We start from the raw sequence: 22,622 nt of genomic DNA on the forward strand, positions 1-22,622 counted from the left end.
CTCATGAGTCATACATCTTCAGCAGGCGCTACCGATAACACCGTGTATTTGGGCCAACAGTACCTCAGCCTAGAGCAAGTAGTTGCAATAGCCAAAGGTGCCCAAGTTAAACTCTCTGACACAGCTGATTACGTTGAATATATTCAAAAGGGTGCCCGTTTCATTGACAGCTTGTTACATGAAGAAGGCGTAGTATATGGCGTCACCACAGGATACGGTGACTCATGCACCGTAAATGTGAGCTTAGATTTAGTCCACGAATTACCGCTACATTTAACCCGTTTTCATGGTTGTGGCTTAGGCGACATTTTCACTCCAATGCAGTCACGCGCCATCATGGCGTGCCGCCTAAACTCATTGGCTGTCGGTAAATCTGGCGTGAGTTATCAATTACTGCAACGTATTGAATGGCTATTGAACAACGACATCACCCCTATCATTCCTCAGGAAGGTTCTGTTGGCGCCAGTGGTGATTTAACGCCATTGTCTTACCTTGCGGCAGTGTTAGTCGGCGAGCGTGAAGTGATGTATCAAGGTAAACGCCAAGCCACTAAAGATGTGTATTTACAACTTGGCATTGTGCCACTGAGATTACGCCCAAAAGAAGGCCTTGCATTAATGAACGGCACCGCTGTCATGACAGCACTTGCCTGTTTAGCCTATGACAGATCGCAATACTTAAGCCGTTTATCGAGTCGTATAACCGCAATGGCGTCGTTAACCCTTAAAGGTAACTCCAACCATTTTGACGAGATTTTATTTGCCGCGAAACCTCACCCAGGGCAAAACCAAATTGCTAGTTGGATACGTGAAGACTTAAATCATCACACACATCCGCGTAATTCGGACCGTCTGCAAGATCGTTATTCAATCCGCTGTGCGCCACATATTATTGGCGTACTACAAGATGCACTTCCGTTTATGCGCCAGTTTATTGAAACTGAACTTAACAGTGCCAACGATAACCCGATTGTGGATGCCGAAGGTGAACACATACTTCACGGTGGTCATTTTTATGGTGGGCATATTGCCTTTGCCATGGATGCAATGAAAAACGCTGTAGCCAATATTGCCGACTTAATCGATCGCCAAATGGCTTTAGTGATGGACCCGAAATTTAATAACGGTTTACCGGCTAACCTATCTGCTGCAACTGGCGAGCGCCGTGCCATTAACCATGGTTTTAAAGCAGTACAAATTGGCGTATCGGCTTGGACAGCAGAAGCATTAAAAAACACCATGCCTGCCAGTGTGTTTTCTCGCTCAACTGAATGTCATAACCAAGACAAAGTCAGCATGGGTACCATTGCCGCGCGAGATTGCATGCGCGTACTACAACTGACTGAGCAAGTTGCAGCAGCGGCCTTGTTAGCCATGAGCCAGGGGATCCAACTACGGGTACTACAACAAGAGTTAGATCCGCAATCATTGACCTCTTCGCTGGCTAAAACCCTTGAACAAGTGAGCATCGATTTTGAGCTGCTCACTGAAGATCGTCCTTTAGAATCAGTACTGCGCCAAACGGTTGAAAAAATTCAACTCGGTCAATGGGAGGTGTGCTAAATGAAGGGGTTACTGCTTACCGAAATGGAAATGGTGATCCCGTTTCACGATGTCGACTCAATGGGTATTACTTGGCACGGTAATTATCTGCGTTACTTTGAAGTCGTTCGCTGTCAATTATTAGATAAACTCGGCTATAACTATCGCACCATGCTCGAGTCTGGTTACGCCTGGCCAATTGTCGATGTGCAAATTAAATATGTTAAAAGCAGTACCTTTGATCAAAAGATCAAAGTGATTGCCGCTATTGTTGAATGGGAAAACCGTTTGCGGATTAACTACCAAATTATCGATGCTCAAACTAATGCCCGTATTACCAAAGGCTATACCATTCAAGCAGCGGTAGATATTGCTACCCAAGAGTTATGCTTTGTGACTCCGGAGATATTTCAACAAAAAATTCGTCCGTTATTAGATGAGACCCAAGCCTAATGTCAGTAGTTAAAGCAATAAAGCTAACATTAGTCAGTCTCCTGCTGTGTTTGAGCGCGCCTATGCTAGCCGATGCTCAAGAAATTACGGCTCAACTAACAGATGCTCAATTGGTGCAAATTAACAGCTTGTACCAACAACCGGCTAGCTCCTCAGCCCTTAAGGCGTTAACGCAGCAATTGAATTTACACACCGATACTCGCGGACAGTTTATGCAACAGCGTCATTTAGCTGTGCTCAAAAAACCATTACAAAGTCAGGGCCGGTTTATTTTCAGCCCTATACAAGGTTTAGTTTGGCAACAACTTAAGCCATTTAGTAGCTTAATGGTGCTTAAAGATCAGCAGTTAATTCAGCAAAACAGTCAGGGGAAAGTGCAATACCTCAGCGCAGCAGCCAGCGGCAATCCCATAGCGCAGCAACTGCCACGCTTATTACAGGCCATCATGGCGGGCGACATAAACGCGCTCAGCACTGACTTTGCCTTATTTATGCCATCAGAAAATACAGGCTCAGTGTGGCAACTCGGCTTACAGGCAAAAGATCCGCAAGTACATGCCTCTATGGGTAACATCACTCTAAGTGGTGACACACACATTCGCACACTCATCATGACCAGTCAGCAAGCCAATATCAGCGACTACACTTACATACAATTTACCGATACCGAACAAGGGCCACTTCGCGACAGCGAACTTGCCCTATTTAGCCTTAACAGTGAGTTAGCTCAGTAATGCCACGGGGCCCGTTTAATGTATTTACCTCAGCCAAACGCCGCTTTGCGTTATGGCTAGTACTGCTACTTGCAATGCTCATTTGTGGCACGGTGCAATGGCAGCAAGGCGCGCGGATCCAAACTGATATTTTGGCCATGCTGCCACATTTACAACAAGATAAACTTACCGAAACCGCATTAGAAACTGTCGAAAAGAAACTGGCTAATCAAGTGTATATAGCCGTAATGGCAGAAAACGATAATCAGGCCATTACTGCAGCGATGCAATTAATGACCTCATTACAAAACCAGCCACTACAACCTTTTAGTGCCATTAGAAGCGGCTCTGATAACCAGTTAGAACAGTTAGCAAAGGTATATTTTGAGCATCGTTTTAGCTTACTGACCCCCGAGCAAGCACACGCGTTAGAATCAGATAACTGGCATGAGTTGTTAGCGAACGCGCAAAACCAACTTTATAGCGCCTTTGGTTTTGCTAACAGCCAACTGTTAGCGAACGACCCGCTGTTATTGTTTCCAGCAAACTTATTGGCGTTATCGCCAAATAACAAACTTCGTAGTCAACAGGGTATTTTACTCACTGACACGAATAACGGAGTCGCCGCTATTGTTATGGCAAAAGGCCGCGACAGCGCGTTTAGTCCTACAGCACAGCAACAGCAAATACTTGCGCTACAATCTGCATTTAGCCAAATAAATCAACAATATCCACAAATTAGTTTTCTCAAAGCTGGGGCATTGTTTCATGCCATCGCCGCAACCGAATCGGCCAAACAAGAGATCAGTAAAATCGGCTTAATTTCAATGTTGGGTATTGTATTACTGGTGTGGCTGGCATTTCGCTCAGTGATGCCATTAGTGGCAGCAACACTGACCTTAACCACTGGGGTGGTGTTTGCTTTTGTCGCCGTCCTTAGCCTATTTGGTGAATTGCATTTACTGACACTGGTGTTTGGCACCAGCTTAATTGGCGTAGCCATTGATTACAGCTTTCATTTTTATTGCGAAAAACAAGCACACCCCAATGACAATGCCAGTGACACCATCAAGCGTATTTTACCAGCGCTGACGCTCGCATTAGCCACCAGCACCAGTGCATTTATCGCCATTGGTTTTACGCCGTTCCCAGGGATGCAACAAGTTGCTGTTTTCTGCGCTGCAGGCTTAATAGGAGCGTGTCTCACCTTGCTGTTGGTGTTCCCACTTTTGGGTAATCAACAACTAAAACACACTCAAGGACTCCGACTTGCCCACGCTTATTTAAATTGGTTACAACGCTTATTTACCCCAACACAACCTAAACAAAAAGTCGCACTCGTACTGCTGCCTGTTGGCGTGTTAATTATGCTATTTTTGGGGTTGTCGCACATCACGACCAACGATGATATTCGTCAATTGCAGCAAAGCCCAGAGGCGATAACAACCGAGGAAAACCAGCTGAGGCAATTACTCAGCGGCGGCACAGACAACCAATTTATTTTAGTCAGTAGCGCTAATGAACAAGACTTATTGCAGACACTTGAGCAACTGACGCCAGTATTAGATATGGCCATTGCAGACAATGAAATAGATCAAGCTGTTAGTATCAGCCGCTTTATGCCTAGCATGGCGCGCCAGCAACATCACTACCAGTTACAACAGCAGCTCTATCAACAGCACCTGGCTGAAATCATCGAGCAAATGGGCCTAGATGACAGCATAAAGGCAAGTTTAATGGCCAAGTTAAACCTTGCCCATTCTGCATGGCTCACACCTCAAGCAGTGCTTAAACACGCCAATAATGACTTAACGGCCTTGTGGTTGGGTGATATTGCAAGCACTGACAACACTAAACAATTTGGCGCCATTGTATTACTAGGCGGCATTCATTCACTGCCCTCGTTAGCCCAACGGCTCTCCAGCCGAGACTGGTTATTGGGACAAGTGAAAATTGTTGATAAGGTTGGCGATATATCCAAACTTATGGGTCAATATCGCCAGCTTACGTTGCAATTGTTACTCTGGGTATTTGCGCTCGCCAGTATTGCCTTCAGTGTTAAATATGGCATTAAACTGGCGCTTGCCATTGTAGCGGTACCGGCACTTGCCGTGCTGCTGACTCTTGCTTGTTTAGGCTTGGTTGGCTCAAGTATTAGCTTATTCCACGCATTAGCCTTCATCTTAGTGCTAGGTATCGGTATTGATTACAGCTTATTTTTTGCCGAAGCCAAACATACTAATCATGGGGTAATGATGGCAATATTTATGTCGGCCTGTTCAACCTTATTAGCTTTTGGTTTACTAGCATTGAGCCAAACCCATGCGATTCACTTTTTCGGCCTAACGCTTTTATTTGGCATCAGCTTTGCTTTTTTATTAGCGCCGTTTATTTCATTTTTTACAAGGAAGTCACTGTAAATGTTAAGCAGTCAAACAGGTACGCTAAGCAACATGGACGTCGATATCGCCATTATTGGTGCCGGCCCTTCTGGCGCGATTGCAGCGAGCTTATTACACCAACAAGGCCACAAGGTTGTCGTCGTTGAAAAACAGCAGTTCCCGCGCTTTTCTATCGGCGAGAGTTTGCTGCCGTGTTGCATGCAATTTATTGAGCAAGCAGGCATGCTAGATGCGGTTAATCAGGCTGGGTTTCAGTTTAAAAATGGCGCGGCATTTCGTCATCAAGGCCGTTATACCACATTCGATTTTACCGATAAGTTCACGCCAGGTCCTGGCACAACGTTTCAAGTTCAGCGTGGCCAATTTGATAAATTACTGGCTGACACAGCCATCAGTCAAGGCGTCGATATTCGCTTCGGTCATCAGGTTGATTCGGTCGATATTAGCGCCGAGCCCACACTGCAAATTACGAATGAACAAGGCCAACACTATCAAATTAATGCTAAGTTTATTGTTGATGCCAGTGGCTTTGGCCGAGTATTACCAAGGCTATTAAACCTTGAGCTACCATCAAGTTTACCGTCACGCAGCGCTATTTTTACCCATATTGAAGACAACATTAAAGACAGCAAATTTGATCGTAATAAAATATTAATTAGCGTTCATCCAGAACATAAAGACATTTGGTATTGGCTCATTCCTTTTAGTAATAACCGCTGCTCCATTGGCGTTGTCGGTGAGCCACAGTTATTAGCGCATTTAACAGGTAGCTTAGAGCAACAGTTGCTGGCCATCATTGCAGAAGAGCCTGATTTAAAGCGTTTACTCGCCAATGCCAAAGTAGTCCAACCTTGCCAGACACTGCAGGGTTACTCGGCCAATGTGACCACTCTTGCTACCAACAAGTTTGCTTTATTGGGTAATGCTGGCGAGTTTCTTGACCCAGTGTTTTCATCTGGCGTCACTATCGCGATGCAATCGGCGGCCATGGCCTGTGTAAGTATTGATAAGCAACTCAAAGGTGAAACAGTCGATTGGCAAGCCGATTACGCCGACCCGTTAATGTTAGGGGTCAATACCTTTAGGACCTATGTTCAAGCCTGGTATGACGGCCGTTTTCAAGATGTGATTTTTTATCAGCAAGCAAACAATAATATTAAACAAATGATTTGCTCAATTTTGGCAGGCTACGCATGGGACTCCAATAACCCTTTTGTGAAAGAATCAGAGCGTCGTCTTAATACCATTGTTGAGTTATGTCGGGAGTTAGACGTTGCTTAAACGTAGTCATGTTATCAAGGTGCTTAGTGCACTGTTATTACTATGCGCATTGGCAAGTTGTAGCCAACAATTTGCCCGAAAAAGCTGTATGGCGATAACCAGCCAGGCTCAATATTGTCTTGCGCCTACAATAAATGCACTTAAGGCCCAAAGTGAGATCACTCAAAGCCAAATGATCAGCATGAGCCATGGCCAAGATAATCATGAAATACTGACACAATTAGAACTTACCCCACAGCGTATGACCTTAGTGGGCCTAGCGCCATTAGGCCAAGCATTATTTACCTTAGTGTACGATGGCCACACCTTGCAAAGTGAACAAAGTAGCTTACTCGGCGATACATTTAATGCCGAGTATTTAATGGCTATCATGCAGCTTATCTACTGGCCAACGGAGCAAGTCAATCAGCAACTCACAGCTGCTCAGTTGCTAGCTACACCTTGCGAAAATACATTATGTAAACAGTTAGTCGATGCCGATGGCGAGCAAATCAGGATCAACTATAGTGAGCTCAATCCGTGGCAAGCCAATATTAGCGTTACCATAAAATCAGCCGACATTTTGTTGCACATCACGCCACTCGAGTAACCAATGACACAGACTGAGCACACAACATGAATAACCGAATTGCAATAACTCATATCGGACTCTGTACGCCATTAGGCAACTCGCCTGAAACGGTGTTGCAGCGCTTAGTTAATGGCGACACTAGCGCTATGCAATACCGTGATGATTTATTGTTTAGCGGTCCAACGATTGTCGGCAGCGTAAATGATGACAACCTTATTGATATTCCAGAGCACTTACAGCTGTTTGCTTGCAGAAATAACCGTTTACTCAATACTGCAGCAATGCAAATAACCCATGCTGTAAACGAGGCTAAAGCCCGGTATGGCGCTGATAGAATTGGGGTTGTATTAGGCACCAGTACGTCGGGAATTTCCAAAGGTGAAGCCGCATTAGCATACCAACTTGAACATGGCCACTTTCCACCAAGTTACCATTACTCTCAACAAGAGTTGGGCAGCACTAGCGACTACCTAAAGCAGTTATTTGAACTCGAAGGCCCTTGTTACACTGTGTCGACCGCGTGTTCGTCAAGTGCCAAAGTGTTTGCGAGCGCACAACGATTACTGCAAGCAAATTTATGTGACATGGTCATCGTGGGGGGCGTAGACAGTTTATGCCAATTAACCGTAAATGGTTTTAATTCGCTAGAGTCTATCGCTAAAGCGCATTGCAATCCGTTTAGTCAAAATCGCGATGGCATTAATATTGGTGAAGGCGCTGCGTTATTTACCTTAGCGCGTGGCCAAAGCGAAGTCATGTTAGCAGGTATAGGCGAATCTGCCGATGCCCACCATATTTCAGCGCCACATCCTAAAGGCTTAGGTGCTATTGCCGCGATGCATGGGGCATTAGCCGCCGCGAACATCCAGCCACAGCAAATTGATTATGTTAATTTACACGGCACCGCAACCCCGAAAAATGATGCTATGGAGTCGCGTGCAATCACCAAGGTATTTGGCCCAATATTACCGCCGTGTAGTTCGACTAAACCCTTAACAGGCCATACATTGGGCGCTGCAGGCGCAATTGAAGCTGCATTTTGTTACTTATTGCTTAGCCAGCATAATCAGCTTGCGCAGCTGCCTCCCCACATATGGGACGGTCAAGCTGACAAAAATGACCCTAACCTTAAGTTAGTGAGCGCCAACACTTCACAACAAGCCAATTCACAACAAGGCGCACCACTCAAATACATTATGAGTAACTCATTTGCCTTTGGTGGCAGCAACACCAGCGTTATTTTTTGTAAAGAGGAGGCCTAAAGCCATGTCGACCCTTATTGCTGACGCCACGCTATTAACTCTCGATATCAGCGAGTTTGTGCCACATCGTGCGCCTATGATTTTGATTGATAACCTACTTGAGCATCAGCCTGATAACTTACTCACTGCCACTCATATTAGCAAAGCAAGTGCCTATTTTGACCAAGCAATTAATGGCGTACCCAATTATGTCGGTATCGAATATATGGCGCAGAGCATTGCAGCATTAGCTGGCGTAGAGGCTAAGTTAATCGGTGAAAAAGTACGCGTCGGTTTTTTATTGGGAAGTCGTAAATTACAGATGCATATAGACCACTTTGTACTTGGGCAAACTTATCACACCAAAGTGAAGCGTCTTTATCAAGAGCCTTCTGGTTTAGCGGTATTTGACTGTCAAATTTGTCATCAAGACCATGTCGTCGCGTCGGCAAACGTCAATGTGTTTCAACCAAGAGACGCCCAAGCATATATTAACGAAAACCAAATAGAATCGAGCAACCAATAATAATAAAAATAAACCAGCACATCATGGAGAGACTTGTGACTAACAGAGTATTAATTACCGGCTCAAGCCGGGGGATCGGCAAAGCCATTGCCATTAAATTGGCTGAAAATGGCTTTGATATTGCGCTGCATTTTCACAGCAACCATAGCGCGGCAGCAGAGGTGCAACAAACACTCAGTGCCCTTGGCGTTAATGTGAGTGTATTACAATTTGATATCGGCGATCGCCCTGCCGCAAAGCAAGCAATCGAAGCCGACATTGCCGAACATGGTGCTTATTACGGGGTAATTTTAAATGCGGGCATCAACCGCGACACGGCCTTCCCCGCCATGACCGAAAACGAATGGGACAGTGTTATCCACACCAATTTAGACGGTTTTTATAATGTGATTCACCCAACCATAATGCCTATGGTGCAAGCCCGTAAAGGTGGGCGCATTATTACTCTAGCATCGGTTTCGGGCATTGCAGGTAATCGTGGGCAAGTCAATTACAGCGCTTCTAAAGCCGGTATTATTGGTGCGACGAAAGCATTGTCGCTTGAGTTAGCTAAACGCAAAATCACCGTCAATTGCATTGCGCCAGGTTTAATCGAAACCGACATGGTGAGCGACTTCCCAACCGATTTAGTCAACCAAATGGTGCCAATGAAACGCATGGGGAAACCCAATGAAATTGCCGGTCTAGCAAACTTTTTACTGTCTGACGATGCCGCTTACATTACCCGCCAGGTTATTTCGGTAAATGGAGGCATGATATGAAGCGCGTAGTTGTCACGGGCATGGGCGGGATTTCAGCTCTGGGTCAAGACTGGCCACAGATTAAAGCAAGTTTATTAGCCAAGCATAATTGTGTAATCCGCATGGATGAATGGGATCGCTACCCAGACTTAAATACTCGACTCGCTGCGCCCGTGCGTGATTTTACAGTGCCATCTCATTACTCACGCAAAAAAATCCGCTCCATGGGTCGCGTGTCGCTCATGGCAACCCGCGCAAGCGAGCTGGCACTAGAAGATGCAGGGCTGTTAAACGACCCTCTATTGAGCTCTGGTCAGGTAGGAGTAGCCTATGGTTCATCAACCGGCAGTACCGACCCAATTATGGGCTTTGGTGACATGCTCAAAACAGGTGAAATGTCAGGACTGACCGCCACCAGCTATATCAAAATGATGGCCCACACGACGGCTGTTAATATCGGGGTATTTTTTGGCTTGCAAGGCCGTATTCATACCACGAGTAGCGCCTGCACTTCTGCTAGCCAGGGTATAGGTTATGCCTACGAAGCCATTAAATATGGTATGCAAACCGTAATGTTAGCGGGCGGTGGTGAAGAACTGTGCCCAACGGAAGCTGTCGTATTTGATACCTTATTTGCCACCAGCACTAAAAATGATACTCCCGAGCAAACACCACGCCCATTTGACAGTCAGCGCGATGGCTTGGTCATTGGTGAGGGGGCTTGTACGTTAATACTAGAAGAGCTAGAACACGCCCAAGCTCGCGGGGCAAAAATCTTTGCGGAGCTTGTCGGCTTTGGCACCAACTCAGATGGCCAACACGTTACTCAGCCTAACGCACACACAATGGAAGTCGCCATCCGTTTAGCGTTAAAAGACGCTAAGCTGTCGCCGCAAGACATTGGTTTCATTAGTGCGCACGGTACAGCGACAGACCGTGGCGACATTGCCGAAACCACAGCAACCTACGCTGTATTTGGTGCAAACACACCGATTTCATCGCTCAAAAGTTACACCGGACACACGCTTGGAGCCTGTGGTTCACTCGAAGCATGGACCAGTATCCAAATGATGAATGAAGGTTGGTTTGCGCCTACATTAAACCTTGATGAAGTCGACCCAGAATGTGGCGAGCTAGATTATATCAAAGACGATATCCGCCAACTGGATACCCAATACATCATGAGCAACAACTTTGCCTTTGGCGGCATCAATACCTCACTGATTTTTAAACGTTGGAACTAACACGATACTCACATGATAAAGGACATAGCATGATAAAGAATGTAACAAGCATGGCAATCAGCGGATTACTGATAGCCATAGGATTATTGAGTTCATTATTCACTTCATTAATCAGTGCGCAAGAACCGCTTGTCCAAGAGCAGCAATACTTGGCGATTTTTCAAAGTGACAGCCATGCTCAACAAATACAGGCCATTGAGACCTTAATTATTTCAGGGCCGCAAGATATAGCCGTATATGATGCGATAGAAGCATCGCTTAAACAGAGTTTGGCCAGCGCGACAGACAAGCACGCTATCGATTATTCATCTTGGCTTGCTAAAGGTTTAGGTTATTCTGGCAACGAGAAATATCGTGTTACGTTAACTCAAATAGTCGAGGGTGATTATCATAAAAAATTACGTAAATATGCTAACGAGGGGATTAGTAATATTAGCCAATACGCTATCTGGAATCCTATTTTACACGCGCAAACACATGCCGATTTATCACCACGTTTAAATGCATATAGCAACGCTTTAGCCAGCGATGACCTAATATTAATTCGCATCGCCGCTAAGCGAGTCATGTATGAACGAGAATATAGCGAAGTAATGTTAACTCTGCTGAGTGAACAACTAACTCAAGCGCGCCTGCTTGACGACAGCCGTTTAGCCATTGATACCTATGCCTGGCTAGCCAAAGCTCTGGCCAGCTCAGGTAACGATAAGTTTAAACCGGTCATTGAAGATATGGCTAACAATGCGGATAATAAAAAATTGCGTAACTACGCAAAAAAATACTTAAAAACCTATTTTTAACAGCCACTATCTAGGTGTTGATATTTGGGAGCAGATAAAATAAAAAAAGATGTTAGCAATCATACTAACATCTTTTTATTTCAAGCAGTTAACTAGCACTACACTTTATAAGCAGCTGCTTTTTCTTGATAATCTTCGGTTATACGCTTCATTTCAATAGCACCGCCCGCAAGCTTCTGCACTTGTTCAGACAACACAAGTACCGCTTTTGCATTATCTAAAATCTCTGCACCAATTTTGTTGAGATTATTAGCCTGCTCTTGAGTACCATTCGCCACATTATTGCTCAAAGTTGATACTTGACCAATTTGCGCAGCGCGTTGCTCTAATCCTTTAGCAATATTATTGGTATGTTGGACGTTTTCAGAAGTGCGCTTTTTACCTTGATCCATCGAGTCAACAGTTTTAAGCATACTGGTATTGAGGCGACTCAATACTTTCTCAATCTCATCAGTCGAATGGCTGGTACGTTGTGCTAACGCCCTCACCTCATCGGCTACTACTGCAAACCCGCGACCACTTTCACCCGCTCTTGCCGCTTCAATGGCAGCATTAAGTGCCAATAAATTGGTTTGCTCTGAAATGCTTCGAATAGCTTGAAGCAATGAAGTTATTGCCCCAACATCTTTGGTCAATTCGGTTAAAGACTCTGTCACCGCTGTAGTATTGGTTTCAAGCAGCTGCATGTCTTTCATGATGCTTAGCGCACTTTGACTATCGCTAATGCTTGAACTTGCGGCATCTTTAGCTTGCTCAGCAGATAACTGGCTATCGTGAGCCATTTGCTGAAAGTGATCGATAACCACTTGTGTTGCATCAGCAATCACATGGGCTTGATGAGTTTGTTGCTCTACTGAATGCTGAGTCTTATCACTTAAGCCCATTAAATTATCAGAGGTATGGGCCATTTTTGTGGCAATATCACGATAGTCGTGAAACAACTGAGACAACTCTTCAAGCATTAAATTAAACGACATTTCTGCAGGCGTATCAGCTGAGGGCAATCGAACAGACAAGTCTTTGTTAGCTGAAATAGTTTCAATAGCACCAGCAATGCGCTGGTTCGCCACAGCATCGGTGCGCATAAACAAACCAATACGAATTAAAATAAAGGTCTCAACAGCGGCAAATAGTGCATGGATCAACACAATAGTCCAATTACATTCACCGGCAAAAATCATTACTGGCGTGTCAAACAAGCTAACACCCTGAAGCTGAATATAGGTCAAACCAACGTGATGTACAGCCACAGTCAATAGTGCTGCAAGTAAAGGTTGCCAGCGCAAATAAATCAAAAACACGCCCATAGACGCAAATATATGAAAGTGCATCTCAAGCATGCCCATCTGGCTCTGAATCAACAATCCAGAAACGGTCATCATAATGACCGCGGCCACAATGGCAAACAACTCAGTGCCTTTTAATAAGCTGTAACTTAACTGCACTAAAACTAAGATCGCAATCGCAGCAATAGTACTAAATGTCAGCATTTGCGCGCCAAAAAAACCACTAACAAACAGCAGTGGAGCTTGAAGCATTAATATTTGGTAAATATATGAATCATGTTTTTTTAATAGTGTTGTTGTTTGGTTATCATTCATAAACAGACCTACATTTCAGATGAAATAATGTGCTTAAGCTCATGCAGCATTTTCGATGTTGAAAGCTGCTTAGCCGTGTATATTCGTGCAAGTTGTCCATCAGGGGACACTAAAAACAGTTTACCTACATGATTTATGCTGCTGAGTTCATGATTGATATTTTCAGACAACCGCCTGTCTAGTCGCTGTAGTTCAGCATCGGATAATGACGCGCTCACAAAACGAGGCGATCGATCATCGATTAAGCTTTTACGAACTTCAGGTGTGTCGTTATCTGGATCAATCGTTACAAACATAAATTGCACCTCAGCCTCTGTAAAAAAAGCATCCTGCTGTATATGTTGCTCCAATTGAATCATTTGTTGAACCCTTATCGGACAAATTTCAGAGCACGACAAAAATCCTAAGAATATGTATGTATATTTGCCCGCGGACGCAGGAAATTGATGCGATTGTAGTTCTACATCTTGCCAACTAAAACGTACACCTTGTTGGTCATTAATATTAATACCGTAAGCTTGTTCCCCTTCAAACCATTGACTTAACAGCATCAGGAGAGGAGCCATACCTAAAGAAATACAAATTAAAACTGACGCTATAACCACTTTTTTTAACTGCATAGGTTAACGCCTTTCTTTTGTTGTATGAAAAGCATACTCAACAATATAATTATAGCTACTTTTACGCTATTGCAATTGTTGATAAATACAAAAAGTATTAACAAACTATAGACATAACTATAACAGGCTAGACATATATAAAAAAGCCAATACGCTACTAGGCATAGCATTGATCACTTTATCTGCCATATTTGCAAAGAGATTAAAGATCAAGGTAAAGCTAATCGTCTAAGTGCACATTTTAAAATTAATCTGTATATAGCAAAACGCCTAAACCACGGTGGCTTAGGCGTTTGATATCGAAAATACTAATAATTTATAACGTCATTGCGTCGATTGCCTGCTTAGCTTGGCTAATGCCAACTTCCGCTGCATCAGGTCCCATGTTCAACGCTTCAGCGTATACCGTTTCAACCTGAGTAATACCAATAAAGCCAAGCACTGTAGTTAAATATGGCACCACGTGATCAGTGCTTCCGCCCTTGTGAGCGCCACCACGTGTGGTGACTATAATCGCACGCTTACCCTCAATTAACCCTACGGGTCCTTTGTCGGTATAAGCAAATGTCACACCTGCACGAGCGATAAAGTCAATCCAACTTTTTAACGTCGTCGGAATGCTAAAGTTATACATTGGCGCGGCAATCACAATAGTGTCATGAGCTTTAATTTCTGCAACTAATTCATCAGACAGTGCTAACGCCGTTAGTTGACGCTCAGACAAATTATCGCCACCGCGTAAACCAGCAGCAATCTCGCCATCTAACATAGGCACTGGGTTGCTGCCTAAGTCGCGTGTAGTGATCTCAACGCCTTGTGCGCTCCACTTCTTGCTTGCATAGTCAACAAGTGCTGAAGATTGTGAGTATTCGCCTAAAATGCTCGATTTTAACATTAATACTTTTGTCATCGCTAATTCCACCTGTTTGGTTAAGTTTGTTTTTGGGGTCGTGGCTTATCTGACCGATGTAATCAGTATATTCAACGAGAAAAAAGAATAATAGCGGATAAATGTAGCAATAAAGTTCGATTTAATAGAAAGGTCTACTCGGGCGCAACGACTTTGGGTAAAGACACATAATGCCCAGTAAAAGCAGCACACAATAACTCGTTACAATACAATCCAACTTCTAAAGTGACCTTAATACGTTTGCCATCAGCCAGTCCCGACATGTCGGTATTTGGCCAAATCACTTTAGCAATGGGATCGGCTGTAATAGGTTTAATGTATTTTATATTTGCATCTGCCAATACAATGTCCCCCTGTACAGTTAAACGTTGTTGTTGCAACCACACCATGCCCCAACCAGTGAGAGTCATTAACGTATAAATACTTCCAGCAAACATAGTATTATGAAGGTTGATGTTCGGCGATAACGGCGCTGTGACCTGTAATTCGGCGCCACTAAAACTAAGCGGAATGACTTGCATAAACTGACTTAATGGAATGGTGCTGTGCCAGGTATTTTGCAACTGCGTTAATAGTTCACTAAAACTACCACCGATTGGCATGACATTATCTTGTGACATCACAACTCCTTCTTGCCTGTATCTTAAAGCTAAACCTGCAAATTAAAGGTTACTGGGCCGTCATTGATTAATTCAACCTGCATGTCGGCACCAAATTGACCCGTTTGAGTTTCAATGCCTTGTTGGCGACAAAAATTAACAAAATCGAGATACAATTGTTTAGCTTGCTCTGGAGTCGCGGCACACGAAAAACTTGGCCTTAAGCCTCGCCCGGTATCTGCTGCCAAGGTAAATTGCGATACCACGAGTAACTTACCACTCACTTGCGACACATTAAGATTCATTTTGCCATTTTCATCGCTAAACACTCGATACTTCATGACCTTAGTTGCAAGCTTTGACATTTTATCAGCATCGTCTTCACGCTCAACACCTAGCAATACCAATAATCCTTGATCAATTTTACCGACAACCGCGTTATCAACTGTTACCGACGCCCGTTTTACACGCTGAATTAATGCAATCATAAAATCCTAACACCCTACAATGACAGGTAAACATGATGCCTTGAGATATTCCATGTCGCACGATATTACTATTTCACGCAACATATCCCGGCAAATTATCTAAAGTATTTAAGACTTATCCACCGTTGAATCACTTTCCGCTTTAGCCTGTGAATGATTTGTGGTGATAACAGGATCATGTACATTCATTTTTTGAGCATCATCTGCTTCGCTCGATGTTTCGCCTTCAGTAAAGATTTCAGCTTTCATCTCTTCTGCAATCACTGCCAAGCTATCTAAATACTCAGGTAATGCCGCTGTAATTTCGGCACCAAGTAACACGATCATCCACGACAGATACACCCACACAAATAAAATAGGAATAACAGCTAACGCACCATAAATCGCTTCGTAACTAGGAAACTGTGTCACATAAAATGCAAAACCTTTTTTGCCCGCTTCAAAGAGGACTGCTGCCACAATGGCTCCAAGTAGCGCATGTAAAAAATGCACCTTTTGGTTAGGCACGACCATGTATAGCAATAAAATAGAGGCCACAGAAAACAACAATGGGATCCGCTCTACAATCCACGGAACAATGCCCGAGAGCTCTGTGCCAGTAACAACTTCTAATGACACCACATAAGAAGTCGCAACTAAGCTTGCTCCAATAAGTACAGGGCCTAGCGTGAGCACCATCCAATACATCGAAAATGACACCACGTATGAACGTTTTTCGCTAATTCGCCAAATGTTATTTAACGCTTTATCGATTGCCGATATCAACATAATGGCGACAAAAACTAATGCGATAATACCAACAAATGTCCCCTTCGAAGCATTGGCGACAAACTCGTTGATATACACTTGAACCGTGTCACCTGCCGCTGGAATGAAGTTATTATAAATAAACCCTTCAATCTTGCCCCTAATGCCTTGAAAGACCGGAAAAGCAGACAGCATCGACATGGTCACAGCCACCATGGGTACTAACGACAACAAAGTGACATAGGCCAAATGGCCCGCGCGAATATTAATTTGGTCGTCGGCTAGGCGCTGCTTAAGGTGCAGTAAAAACTGTCCTATACCAGTAAAGAACTCGACAAATGGTCTAAAATCAAACTTCTTGGGCATAATAATCCTTATTTCATAGTCCGTTAGTGGAGATAACATTTGTATTAAGCCTCTAACTTCGTACAATGTTATAACATATTAGTGCTAAAAGAATGGAGCGAATTGATGTCTCAGCAAGGTTCGGCGGGTAATGTCCTCGCAGCAGTAGCAAGTTTATTTTTCCCAGGCCTAGGTCAGCTTTTACAAGGACGCATTTTAGCGGCATTGTTGTTTTTCTGTATTACTGCCGTGTGCTACTTCTTTTTCGTATTAGTCATTCCCGCCATTATTGGTGGTTTGTTCCATTTATGGAGCATTATCGACGCTGCAAAATTTAAATCAGGCAGTTAATCAAATATGATCGTTAGCCTCTTTGAGGTTACGTTCAACTCAAACAATAAAAAGAGATACATTGATGAAAAAATGGATATCACTGACACTATTAAGTAGCAGTTTACTGTTGAGCGGTTGTCAAAGCGCCTATTACGGCGCCATGGAAAAGGTCGGCTATCACAAGCGCGACATTATGGTTGACCGTGTTCAAAATGCCAAAGAGTCACAAGAAGAAGCACAAGAACAATTCAGTTCTGCCCTCGAAGAAATGCAAGCTTTGCTGGCTTTTGATGGTGGCGATTTAGAAGACGCCTACAACAAAGCTAAAGATGAATATGAATCTGCGCAAACAGCAGCAGACGAAGTCACAAACCGTATTGATAAAGTAGAGGATGTTGCCGACGCATTATTTGAAGAATGGCAAGATGAGATCACCGAAATCAGTAAAGCCAGCTTACGTCGCAATAGTACTAACAAACTAAACGAAACTAAGCGCGCTTATGCCTCATTAGTGAAAAGCATGCGCCGTGCAGAAGCAAAAATGCCACCAATTTTAACCGCTATGAAAGATAATATGCTCTATCTAAAGCATAATTTAAATGCCCAAGCAATTGGCGCTATAAAGGGTGAATTTGCTAGCTTACAAACTGACATTTCAAGCTTAATTAATGAAATGAACAAGTCGATTGAAGAATCAAATAAATTTATTGCTTCAATGGAACAAGGCTAATCGAAAATACTTGGAAGTTAATAGTCATTGATTTAAGTATTGGCTATGTGAGCACGCTGAACATAGCCAATACCATCTAAGTAAACTACTCTATTGGTGATGCATCGACCGGTAATACGTTGTGGCTAAAGATTTGTTTTAACACCACTGTGGTCTCAATGTTAGAAACGTACTTTAAGTTGCCTAAAGACTTTTTAATAAACTGCTCGTAAGCCACTAAGTCTTTAGCGACGATTTTGAGTAAGTAATCATGTGAGCCCGTAACTACAGAGCATTCCATTACTGCAGGCAATTGTGCCACCGTACTTTCAAATAGTGCAGTAGACTCATCCGAATGCTCACTCAAGCGCACTGAAGCATAAACCACGACACTTAAACCCACTTTTGCTGGGTCTACCTGAGCACCATAACCAACAATCACTTTATCCAATTCAAGCTTTTTGACTCGACGCAGACAAGGCGTATCAGACATATTTACTTTGTCGGCTAATTCAGAAACAGCCATCCGGCCATTACGCTGTAATATTTCTAACAGCTTTAGGTCTTTCTTATCCATTGAACTGGTCGCTTTTTACTGAGTGATTATTAGTATAAATATCATATTTTTGAGTGAAATCCTCTACAAATCGTTCTTAAGCATAAAAAAATCAAGTTTCTAGACTCAATAAACCCTTTGTCATTATTGCTACAAACAAAAATGCCATGAAGTTATCTCCATGGCATTCGTTTTACCTTAAAATATTAACCATATTAGCACTCATCGATATACACTTCGACAAGCGGTTGCTCACCGGCAGCTAAAGGCTGCGAGTAACGTATTTCGCACTTGTTTGCGTCGTAGTCAGCGTCAGGGCGAATTCGTAAACCAGTTCGACCTGAAGAGGTATAAGTGGTTATTTCAAAGTCCACACCGTCGGTAATGTTAATCATTCTGGCAATACCTGCAGTTGCTGTATGACGAGGATAACCATAAGCGAGCGTAATCGATTGGCCTTGTACGGTAATACTATTACCCAAACTGTTCCCTGTACTTGCAGGCGCAGTTTCATCGCAACTGGTACTAATAACACAGGCTGAATACACCATGGTTTTACCACTACTGATCGCCGCTGCAACACCTTGCATTGAGCTGGCATACGCATCGCTTTTTAAGCTAATAAATTTAGGTGCCGCCGCCACAGCTAATACACCCAAAATAATGATCACGACCACTAGCTCAATTAAAGTAAAACCGTTAGGTTTGGTTTGTGCATAGCGAGAGATTTGTGCGAGTCGGCTCATTATGTAATCGTAATCCTTAATCTAAGTACGTTAAGCTGATTATTTAACTGTATATCTAGTGCGGTAACTAACACGCATACATTACTTGGTCTTTGCCTGCATGCTTGGCTTGATACATGGCAACGTCTGCTCGATGAATAAGGCTGTCGGTATCAGTATCGACGCCATCGTATTTAGCTATGCCAATACAGGCGCTAACATGTAACTGGTGGCCATTTATATTATAAGGCTGCTTAATTAACTCTAACACTCGTTTAGCCTTACGATTAACAGTATCACACAGGTTATCGTTCTGTAAAAGTAACACAAACTCATCACCACCATAACGAGCTAAAATATCTCCAAACTCTAAACTGGCCGCAACCTGTTGGCCAATACTCACCAATAGACTGTCACCAATGCCATGACCATAAGTGTCATTTACTTTTTTAAACCCATCTAAATCGATAAATAAAAGAGAAAATGATTGTTTCGCATCGATGCGTTGCTGAATCGTATATCTAATAGACATCCGATTGGCTAACCCTGTAACCTGGTCATGATTGGCTAAATGCAATGCTTCTGCTTGAGCTTGAGCTAAATCAGCAGTTTTATCTTTCACTCTTTGTGCCAACTCTGCCTGACTATTAATCACCTGTTTAGACATACAATGAAAGCTGTCAAACAAAGTCACAAATTCGGTAGTTTCAATACGCTGTTTAGCCATGGGGCTTAATTGGGTGGGTTGTTCTGCTAAATTACACACTTGAGTTGTCAGCGCTGCAATCGGTCGTGTGATCAATCCGGTCATCCACCAACTTATTAACAAACAGGCAAAAAACGATAGGGAAGCAACCCATAAAATTGTATTAATTTCAGATTCTGCTCGAGCATACAATTCATCTAAAGGTTGTGGGATCATCACCCCCCACCCAGTTGTTGGCACAACAGTATAAGCCGCTATCATATCTTGCTTAACTGCTGGTGAGTAAAACTCCATCACACCGGTATTGCCAGCCATCATTTGTTGCACAATGCTGACTTTAGACAAACTTTTACTACTGGCTTGCCACTCTTTATTCGGATGAGCTAAAACATTACCTTGGCTATCGACAATAGCAGCATGACCTTTTTTGCCAAATTTAACTGCAGACTGCAATAAACCGATAAATGCTGGATTCATTACCGCCAACCAAATACGTTGTTGTTTATCTTTACGGATCATATACAAGGTTGGATTAACGACACCGAGTTTATGCACATCAGTAAATGTAGCGCTAGATAATTGAGAAAGATCAAAAACATTATCGCCTTCAATTAACGATAAGGGTTGCAATTGTGCAGGGCCAAATAACACGTTGACGAGCTGACCTTGAGCGTTATATTCGCCAACTGACTCAACATCAATGTCTTTAAAAAGTGAGATAAATTCTGAAGAAATTTGCTGCTTGAAAACAGAGTCAGTCGCATGATTAAATATCGATAAGGCATCAACACTGTAACGGTCTAGTGCTTGTGATAAGTTTTTAGCTAACAATAAATGTTTGTCGTGCACCGTTCTATATTCATTATCGAGTGCATTATGGCTGGTCCACAACGCTAATACACAAATAGGTATTAGCGACACTAAAGTCATCGCAATTAATAACAAATACCTAAATGATAATTTCATCTAATTATAATTCTCATTATTTTTATTTTGGGCATGTTTCTGCATTGTGGATGAGAAATATATCGAGCATATTTCAGCATTGCCGCTGGGTATAGCAATACAAAGGCAACACCTTAGACACATCTGTTTACATTTGCAACATACTGCATAACAAAAAACCCCGATAATTGCTTATCGGGGTTGGGTATTTTGCAATACTGAGTCGTCTATAAAAATAGACTCATTATAGGCTGTAGTACATCTCAAACTCTAATGGGTGAGTAGTACGTGCTACACGTTCAGCTTCACCTTTCTTAATTGCGATATAAGACTGGATGAAGTCTTCACTGAATACGCCACCTTTAGTTAAGAACTCATGATCAGCTTGTAGATTCTCAAGCGCATTTTCTAAAGAGGTCGCAACTTGTGGGATCTCAGCCGCTTCTTCAGCAGGTAAGTCATACAAGTCTTTGTCCATTGCTTCACCTGGGTGGATCTTGTTTTGAATACCGTCAAGACCAGCCATTAGTAGTGCAGCAAAACCTAAATATGGGTTTGCATGTGGATCAGGGAAACGCGCTTCGATACGACGGCCTTTAGGGCTTGGTACCACTGGGATACGGATTGACGCACTACGGTTACGCGCTGAGTAAGCTAGCATAACTGGAGCTTCAAAATGTGGTACTAAACGCTTATAAGAGTTAGTGCTTGGGTTGGTAAATGCGTTCAATGCACGAGCGTGCTTGATGATACCGCCAATATAAAACAAAGCTAATTCACTTAAGCCAGCGTACTTGTCACCAGCGAATAAGTTAACGCCGTCTTTTGCTAAAGATTGGTGAACGTGCATACCGCTACCGTTGTCACCAACGATTGGTTTTGGCATAAATGTCGCTGTCTTTCCATAAGCATGAGCCATGTTATGAACAACGTATTTTAGAATTTGGATTTCATCTGCTTTTTTAGTCAGCGTATTAAAACGTGTCGCGATTTCGTTTTGACCCGCTGTTGCCACTTCATGGTGATGCGCTTCAACAACTTGACCCATTTCTTCAAGCACTAAACACATTGCTGAACGTAAGTCTTGTGATGAATCGACAGGAGCAACTGGGAAATAACCCCCTTTAACCATTGGACGGTGACCAGTGTTGCCGTCTTCATAGCTAGTACTTGAGTTCCAAGCAGCTTCTTTGGCGTCGATTTTAACGAAACAACCTGACATATCAGTGCCAAAACGTACGTCGTCGAATAAGAAGAATTCTGGCTCTGGACCGATCAATACTGTGTCAGCGATACCCGTAGAAACAAGATACGCTTCTGCTTTTTTAGCAATTGAACGTGGGTCACGATCATAACCAGTCATAGTACCTGGCTCTAAAATATCACAACGAATAAGTGCTGTTGTTTCTTCAGTAAATGGATCTAAAACGAACGTTGTTGGATCAGGCATTAATACCATGTCTGATTCATTGATGCCTTTCCAACCTGTAATTGAAGAACCGTCAAACATTTTGCCGTCTTCAAAAAAATCTTCATTGACTTGATGAGATGGAATAGAAACATGCTGCTCTTTACCTTTAGTGTCGGTAAAGCGCAAATCAACAAACTTAACTTCTAACTCTTCAAGTTGCTTTAAAACTGATTCAACTGACATTCTTAAGCCTCCGGTAGGGTAAAGGGTTGTCCCTTAATATAATCTTGGTATTCGCCAGATGGTGCATCTGGAAAACGAATTTTCATTATTACGATTACTGCCAATAAAGCGATAATCATGCCAATTAGTTAACCTTTTGATTTTGTTGATTTTGAAAATATCTAAAATCAG

23 protein-coding genes are annotated in these 22,622 nt (G+C 43.0%); 13 read left to right on the top strand and 10 right to left on the bottom strand.

What is annotated here, in order from left to right; genetic code table 11:
• The first annotated feature begins 3 nt into the window (after nucleotides 1-3).
• From IEY40_RS14785 to IEY40_RS14835, 11 genes are read left to right on the top strand one after another with little or no spacing between them, the layout of a single operon-like run.
• The gene (locus tag IEY40_RS14785) at nucleotides 4-1,563 is read left to right on the top strand and encodes an HAL/PAL/TAL family ammonia-lyase (RefSeq protein ID WP_188957485.1); all 1,560 of its coding nucleotides are present in this window, start codon (nucleotides 4-6) and stop codon (nucleotides 1,561-1,563) included.
• Complete coding sequence (locus tag IEY40_RS14790; protein WP_188957487.1) at nucleotides 1,564-1,995, top strand: acyl-CoA thioesterase; 432 nt, start codon at nucleotides 1,564-1,566, stop codon at nucleotides 1,993-1,995. It abuts the gene before it with no gap.
• Nucleotides 1,995-2,729: an outer membrane lipoprotein carrier protein LolA gene (locus IEY40_RS14795; RefSeq protein WP_188957489.1), complete on the top strand. Its 735-nt coding sequence runs from the start codon at nucleotides 1,995-1,997 to the stop codon at nucleotides 2,727-2,729. Before IEY40_RS14790 ends, IEY40_RS14795 begins: the two co-directional genes overlap by 1 nt.
• On the top strand, nucleotides 2,729-5,128 hold the full coding sequence (locus IEY40_RS14800) for an MMPL family transporter (RefSeq protein ID WP_188957491.1): 2,400 nt from the start codon (nucleotides 2,729-2,731) through the stop codon (nucleotides 5,126-5,128). The genes IEY40_RS14795 and IEY40_RS14800 overlap by 1 nt, the downstream gene beginning before the upstream one ends.
• A complete protein-coding gene (locus IEY40_RS14805) occupies nucleotides 5,129-6,391 on the top strand; it encodes an NAD(P)/FAD-dependent oxidoreductase (protein ID WP_188957493.1) in 1,263 nt (420 codons plus the stop codon).
• Complete coding sequence (locus IEY40_RS14810; protein ID WP_229777123.1) at nucleotides 6,384-6,980, top strand: DUF3261 domain-containing protein; 597 nt, start codon at nucleotides 6,384-6,386, stop codon at nucleotides 6,978-6,980. Before IEY40_RS14805 ends, IEY40_RS14810 begins: the two co-directional genes overlap by 8 nt.
• A 26-nt stretch (nucleotides 6,981-7,006) precedes the next feature.
• Entirely contained in the window at nucleotides 7,007-8,224 is a 1,218-nt protein-coding gene (locus IEY40_RS14815; RefSeq protein WP_188957495.1) for a beta-ketoacyl-[acyl-carrier-protein] synthase family protein, read from the top strand.
• 4 nt (nucleotides 8,225-8,228) lie between these two features.
• Nucleotides 8,229-8,729: a hotdog family protein gene (locus IEY40_RS14820; RefSeq protein WP_188957497.1), complete on the top strand. Its 501-nt coding sequence runs from the start codon at nucleotides 8,229-8,231 to the stop codon at nucleotides 8,727-8,729.
• Nucleotides 8,730-8,764: 35 nt separating this feature from the next.
• A complete protein-coding gene (locus tag IEY40_RS14825) occupies nucleotides 8,765-9,490 on the top strand; it encodes a 3-ketoacyl-ACP reductase FabG2 (RefSeq protein WP_188957499.1) in 726 nt (241 codons plus the stop codon).
• Nucleotides 9,487-10,713 (top strand): beta-ketoacyl-ACP synthase, encoded by a 1,227-nt coding sequence (locus IEY40_RS14830; protein ID WP_188957501.1) that lies wholly within the window; start codon nucleotides 9,487-9,489, stop codon nucleotides 10,711-10,713. The genes IEY40_RS14825 and IEY40_RS14830 overlap by 4 nt, the downstream gene beginning before the upstream one ends.
• 29 nt (nucleotides 10,714-10,742) lie before the next feature.
• Nucleotides 10,743-11,513, top strand: a complete 771-nt coding sequence (locus IEY40_RS14835) for a hypothetical protein (protein WP_229777124.1) — start codon at nucleotides 10,743-10,745, stop codon at nucleotides 11,511-11,513.
• Between the two features lie 98 nt (nucleotides 11,514-11,611).
• Here IEY40_RS14835 and IEY40_RS14840 read toward each other — a convergent pair whose 3' ends face one another.
• From IEY40_RS14840 to IEY40_RS14865, 6 genes are all read right to left on the bottom strand, one after another.
• The gene (locus tag IEY40_RS14840) at nucleotides 11,612-13,114 is read right to left on the bottom strand and encodes a methyl-accepting chemotaxis protein (RefSeq protein WP_188957503.1); all 1,503 of its coding nucleotides are present in this window, start codon (nucleotides 13,112-13,114) and stop codon (nucleotides 11,612-11,614) included.
• 8 nt (nucleotides 13,115-13,122) lie between these two features.
• Nucleotides 13,123-13,734, bottom strand: a complete 612-nt coding sequence (locus IEY40_RS14845) for an SCO family protein (protein ID WP_188957505.1) — start codon at nucleotides 13,732-13,734, stop codon at nucleotides 13,123-13,125.
• A gap of 316 nt (nucleotides 13,735-14,050) precedes the next feature.
• Nucleotides 14,051-14,644: an FMN-dependent NADH-azoreductase gene (locus IEY40_RS14850; protein ID WP_188957507.1), complete on the bottom strand. Its 594-nt coding sequence runs from the start codon at nucleotides 14,642-14,644 to the stop codon at nucleotides 14,051-14,053.
• A gap of 134 nt (nucleotides 14,645-14,778) precedes the next feature.
• Nucleotides 14,779-15,264 (bottom strand): thioesterase domain-containing protein, encoded by a 486-nt coding sequence (locus IEY40_RS14855; protein ID WP_229777125.1) that lies wholly within the window; start codon nucleotides 15,262-15,264, stop codon nucleotides 14,779-14,781.
• Nucleotides 15,265-15,293: 29 nt separating this feature from the next.
• Nucleotides 15,294-15,731: a D-aminoacyl-tRNA deacylase gene (gene dtd, locus IEY40_RS14860; RefSeq protein ID WP_188957509.1), complete on the bottom strand. Its 438-nt coding sequence runs from the start codon at nucleotides 15,729-15,731 to the stop codon at nucleotides 15,294-15,296.
• A 108-nt stretch (nucleotides 15,732-15,839) separates the two neighbouring features.
• Complete coding sequence (locus tag IEY40_RS14865; RefSeq protein WP_188957510.1) at nucleotides 15,840-16,844, bottom strand: virulence factor BrkB family protein; 1,005 nt, start codon at nucleotides 16,842-16,844, stop codon at nucleotides 15,840-15,842.
• A 105-nt stretch (nucleotides 16,845-16,949) separates the two neighbouring features.
• Between IEY40_RS14865 and IEY40_RS14870 the strand changes: the two genes are divergently transcribed.
• Nucleotides 16,950-17,174, top strand: a complete 225-nt coding sequence (locus IEY40_RS14870) for a hypothetical protein (protein WP_011635820.1) — start codon at nucleotides 16,950-16,952, stop codon at nucleotides 17,172-17,174.
• 64 nt (nucleotides 17,175-17,238) lie between these two features.
• Complete coding sequence (locus IEY40_RS14875; protein WP_188957512.1) at nucleotides 17,239-17,886, top strand: DUF2959 domain-containing protein; 648 nt, start codon at nucleotides 17,239-17,241, stop codon at nucleotides 17,884-17,886.
• Between the two features lie 85 nt (nucleotides 17,887-17,971).
• On the opposite strand, the gene IEY40_RS14880 is transcribed toward IEY40_RS14875, so the two are convergent.
• The 4 genes from IEY40_RS14880 to glnA form a co-directional block, all read right to left on the bottom strand.
• On the bottom strand, nucleotides 17,972-18,442 hold the full coding sequence (locus IEY40_RS14880; protein ID WP_188957513.1) for an Lrp/AsnC family transcriptional regulator: 471 nt from the start codon (nucleotides 18,440-18,442) through the stop codon (nucleotides 17,972-17,974).
• A gap of 194 nt (nucleotides 18,443-18,636) precedes the next feature.
• The gene (locus IEY40_RS20275) at nucleotides 18,637-19,167 is read right to left on the bottom strand and encodes a type II secretion system protein (protein WP_188957515.1); all 531 of its coding nucleotides are present in this window, start codon (nucleotides 19,165-19,167) and stop codon (nucleotides 18,637-18,639) included.
• 67 nt (nucleotides 19,168-19,234) lie between these two features.
• The gene (locus IEY40_RS14890; RefSeq protein ID WP_188957517.1) at nucleotides 19,235-20,818 is read right to left on the bottom strand and encodes a sensor domain-containing diguanylate cyclase; all 1,584 of its coding nucleotides are present in this window, start codon (nucleotides 20,816-20,818) and stop codon (nucleotides 19,235-19,237) included.
• A 223-nt stretch (nucleotides 20,819-21,041) separates the two neighbouring features.
• Nucleotides 21,042-22,451, bottom strand: coding sequence for a glutamate--ammonia ligase (gene glnA / locus IEY40_RS14895; protein WP_188957520.1), 1,410 nt, complete (start codon nucleotides 22,449-22,451; stop codon nucleotides 21,042-21,044).
• Nucleotides 22,452-22,622 lie beyond the last annotated feature (171 nt).

Origin of the sequence: Shewanella ulleungensis (assembly GCF_014648315.1) — a bacterium.
GTDB classification, from domain to species: Bacteria; Pseudomonadota; Gammaproteobacteria; order Enterobacterales; family Shewanellaceae; genus Shewanella; species Shewanella ulleungensis.

Coding starts and splice junctions, on each gene's coding strand:
- IEY40_RS14830 (WP_188957501.1), top strand. CDS start 9,487: ATGAAGCGCGTAGTTGTCACGGGCATGGGCGGGATTTCAGCTCTGGGT.
- IEY40_RS14855 (WP_229777125.1), bottom strand. CDS start 15,264: ATGTCACAAGATAATGTCATGCCAATCGGTGGTAGTTTTAGTGAACTA.
- IEY40_RS14805 (WP_188957493.1), top strand. CDS start 5,129: ATGTTAAGCAGTCAAACAGGTACGCTAAGCAACATGGACGTCGATATC.
- IEY40_RS14785 (WP_188957485.1), top strand. CDS start 4: ATGAGTCATACATCTTCAGCAGGCGCTACCGATAACACCGTGTATTTG.
- IEY40_RS14815 (WP_188957495.1), top strand. CDS start 7,007: ATGAATAACCGAATTGCAATAACTCATATCGGACTCTGTACGCCATTA.
- IEY40_RS14835 (WP_229777124.1), top strand. CDS start 10,743: ATGATAAAGAATGTAACAAGCATGGCAATCAGCGGATTACTGATAGCC.
- IEY40_RS14820 (WP_188957497.1), top strand. CDS start 8,229: ATGTCGACCCTTATTGCTGACGCCACGCTATTAACTCTCGATATCAGC.
- IEY40_RS14880 (WP_188957513.1), bottom strand. CDS start 18,442: ATGGATAAGAAAGACCTAAAGCTGTTAGAAATATTACAGCGTAATGGC.
- IEY40_RS14840 (WP_188957503.1), bottom strand. CDS start 13,114: ATGAATGATAACCAAACAACAACACTATTAAAAAAACATGATTCATAT.
- dtd (WP_188957509.1), bottom strand. CDS start 15,731: ATGATTGCATTAATTCAGCGTGTAAAACGGGCGTCGGTAACAGTTGAT.
- glnA (WP_188957520.1), bottom strand. CDS start 22,451: ATGTCAGTTGAATCAGTTTTAAAGCAACTTGAAGAGTTAGAAGTTAAG.
- IEY40_RS20275 (WP_188957515.1), bottom strand. CDS start 19,167: ATGAGCCGACTCGCACAAATCTCTCGCTATGCACAAACCAAACCTAAC.
- IEY40_RS14890 (WP_188957517.1), bottom strand. CDS start 20,818: ATGAAATTATCATTTAGGTATTTGTTATTAATTGCGATGACTTTAGTG.
- IEY40_RS14800 (WP_188957491.1), top strand. CDS start 2,729: ATGCCACGGGGCCCGTTTAATGTATTTACCTCAGCCAAACGCCGCTTT.
- IEY40_RS14875 (WP_188957512.1), top strand. CDS start 17,239: ATGAAAAAATGGATATCACTGACACTATTAAGTAGCAGTTTACTGTTG.
- IEY40_RS14790 (WP_188957487.1), top strand. CDS start 1,564: ATGAAGGGGTTACTGCTTACCGAAATGGAAATGGTGATCCCGTTTCAC.
- IEY40_RS14850 (WP_188957507.1), bottom strand. CDS start 14,644: ATGACAAAAGTATTAATGTTAAAATCGAGCATTTTAGGCGAATACTCA.
- IEY40_RS14795 (WP_188957489.1), top strand. CDS start 1,995: ATGTCAGTAGTTAAAGCAATAAAGCTAACATTAGTCAGTCTCCTGCTG.
- IEY40_RS14845 (WP_188957505.1), bottom strand. CDS start 13,734: ATGCAGTTAAAAAAAGTGGTTATAGCGTCAGTTTTAATTTGTATTTCT.
- IEY40_RS14865 (WP_188957510.1), bottom strand. CDS start 16,844: ATGCCCAAGAAGTTTGATTTTAGACCATTTGTCGAGTTCTTTACTGGT.
- IEY40_RS14870 (WP_011635820.1), top strand. CDS start 16,950: ATGTCTCAGCAAGGTTCGGCGGGTAATGTCCTCGCAGCAGTAGCAAGT.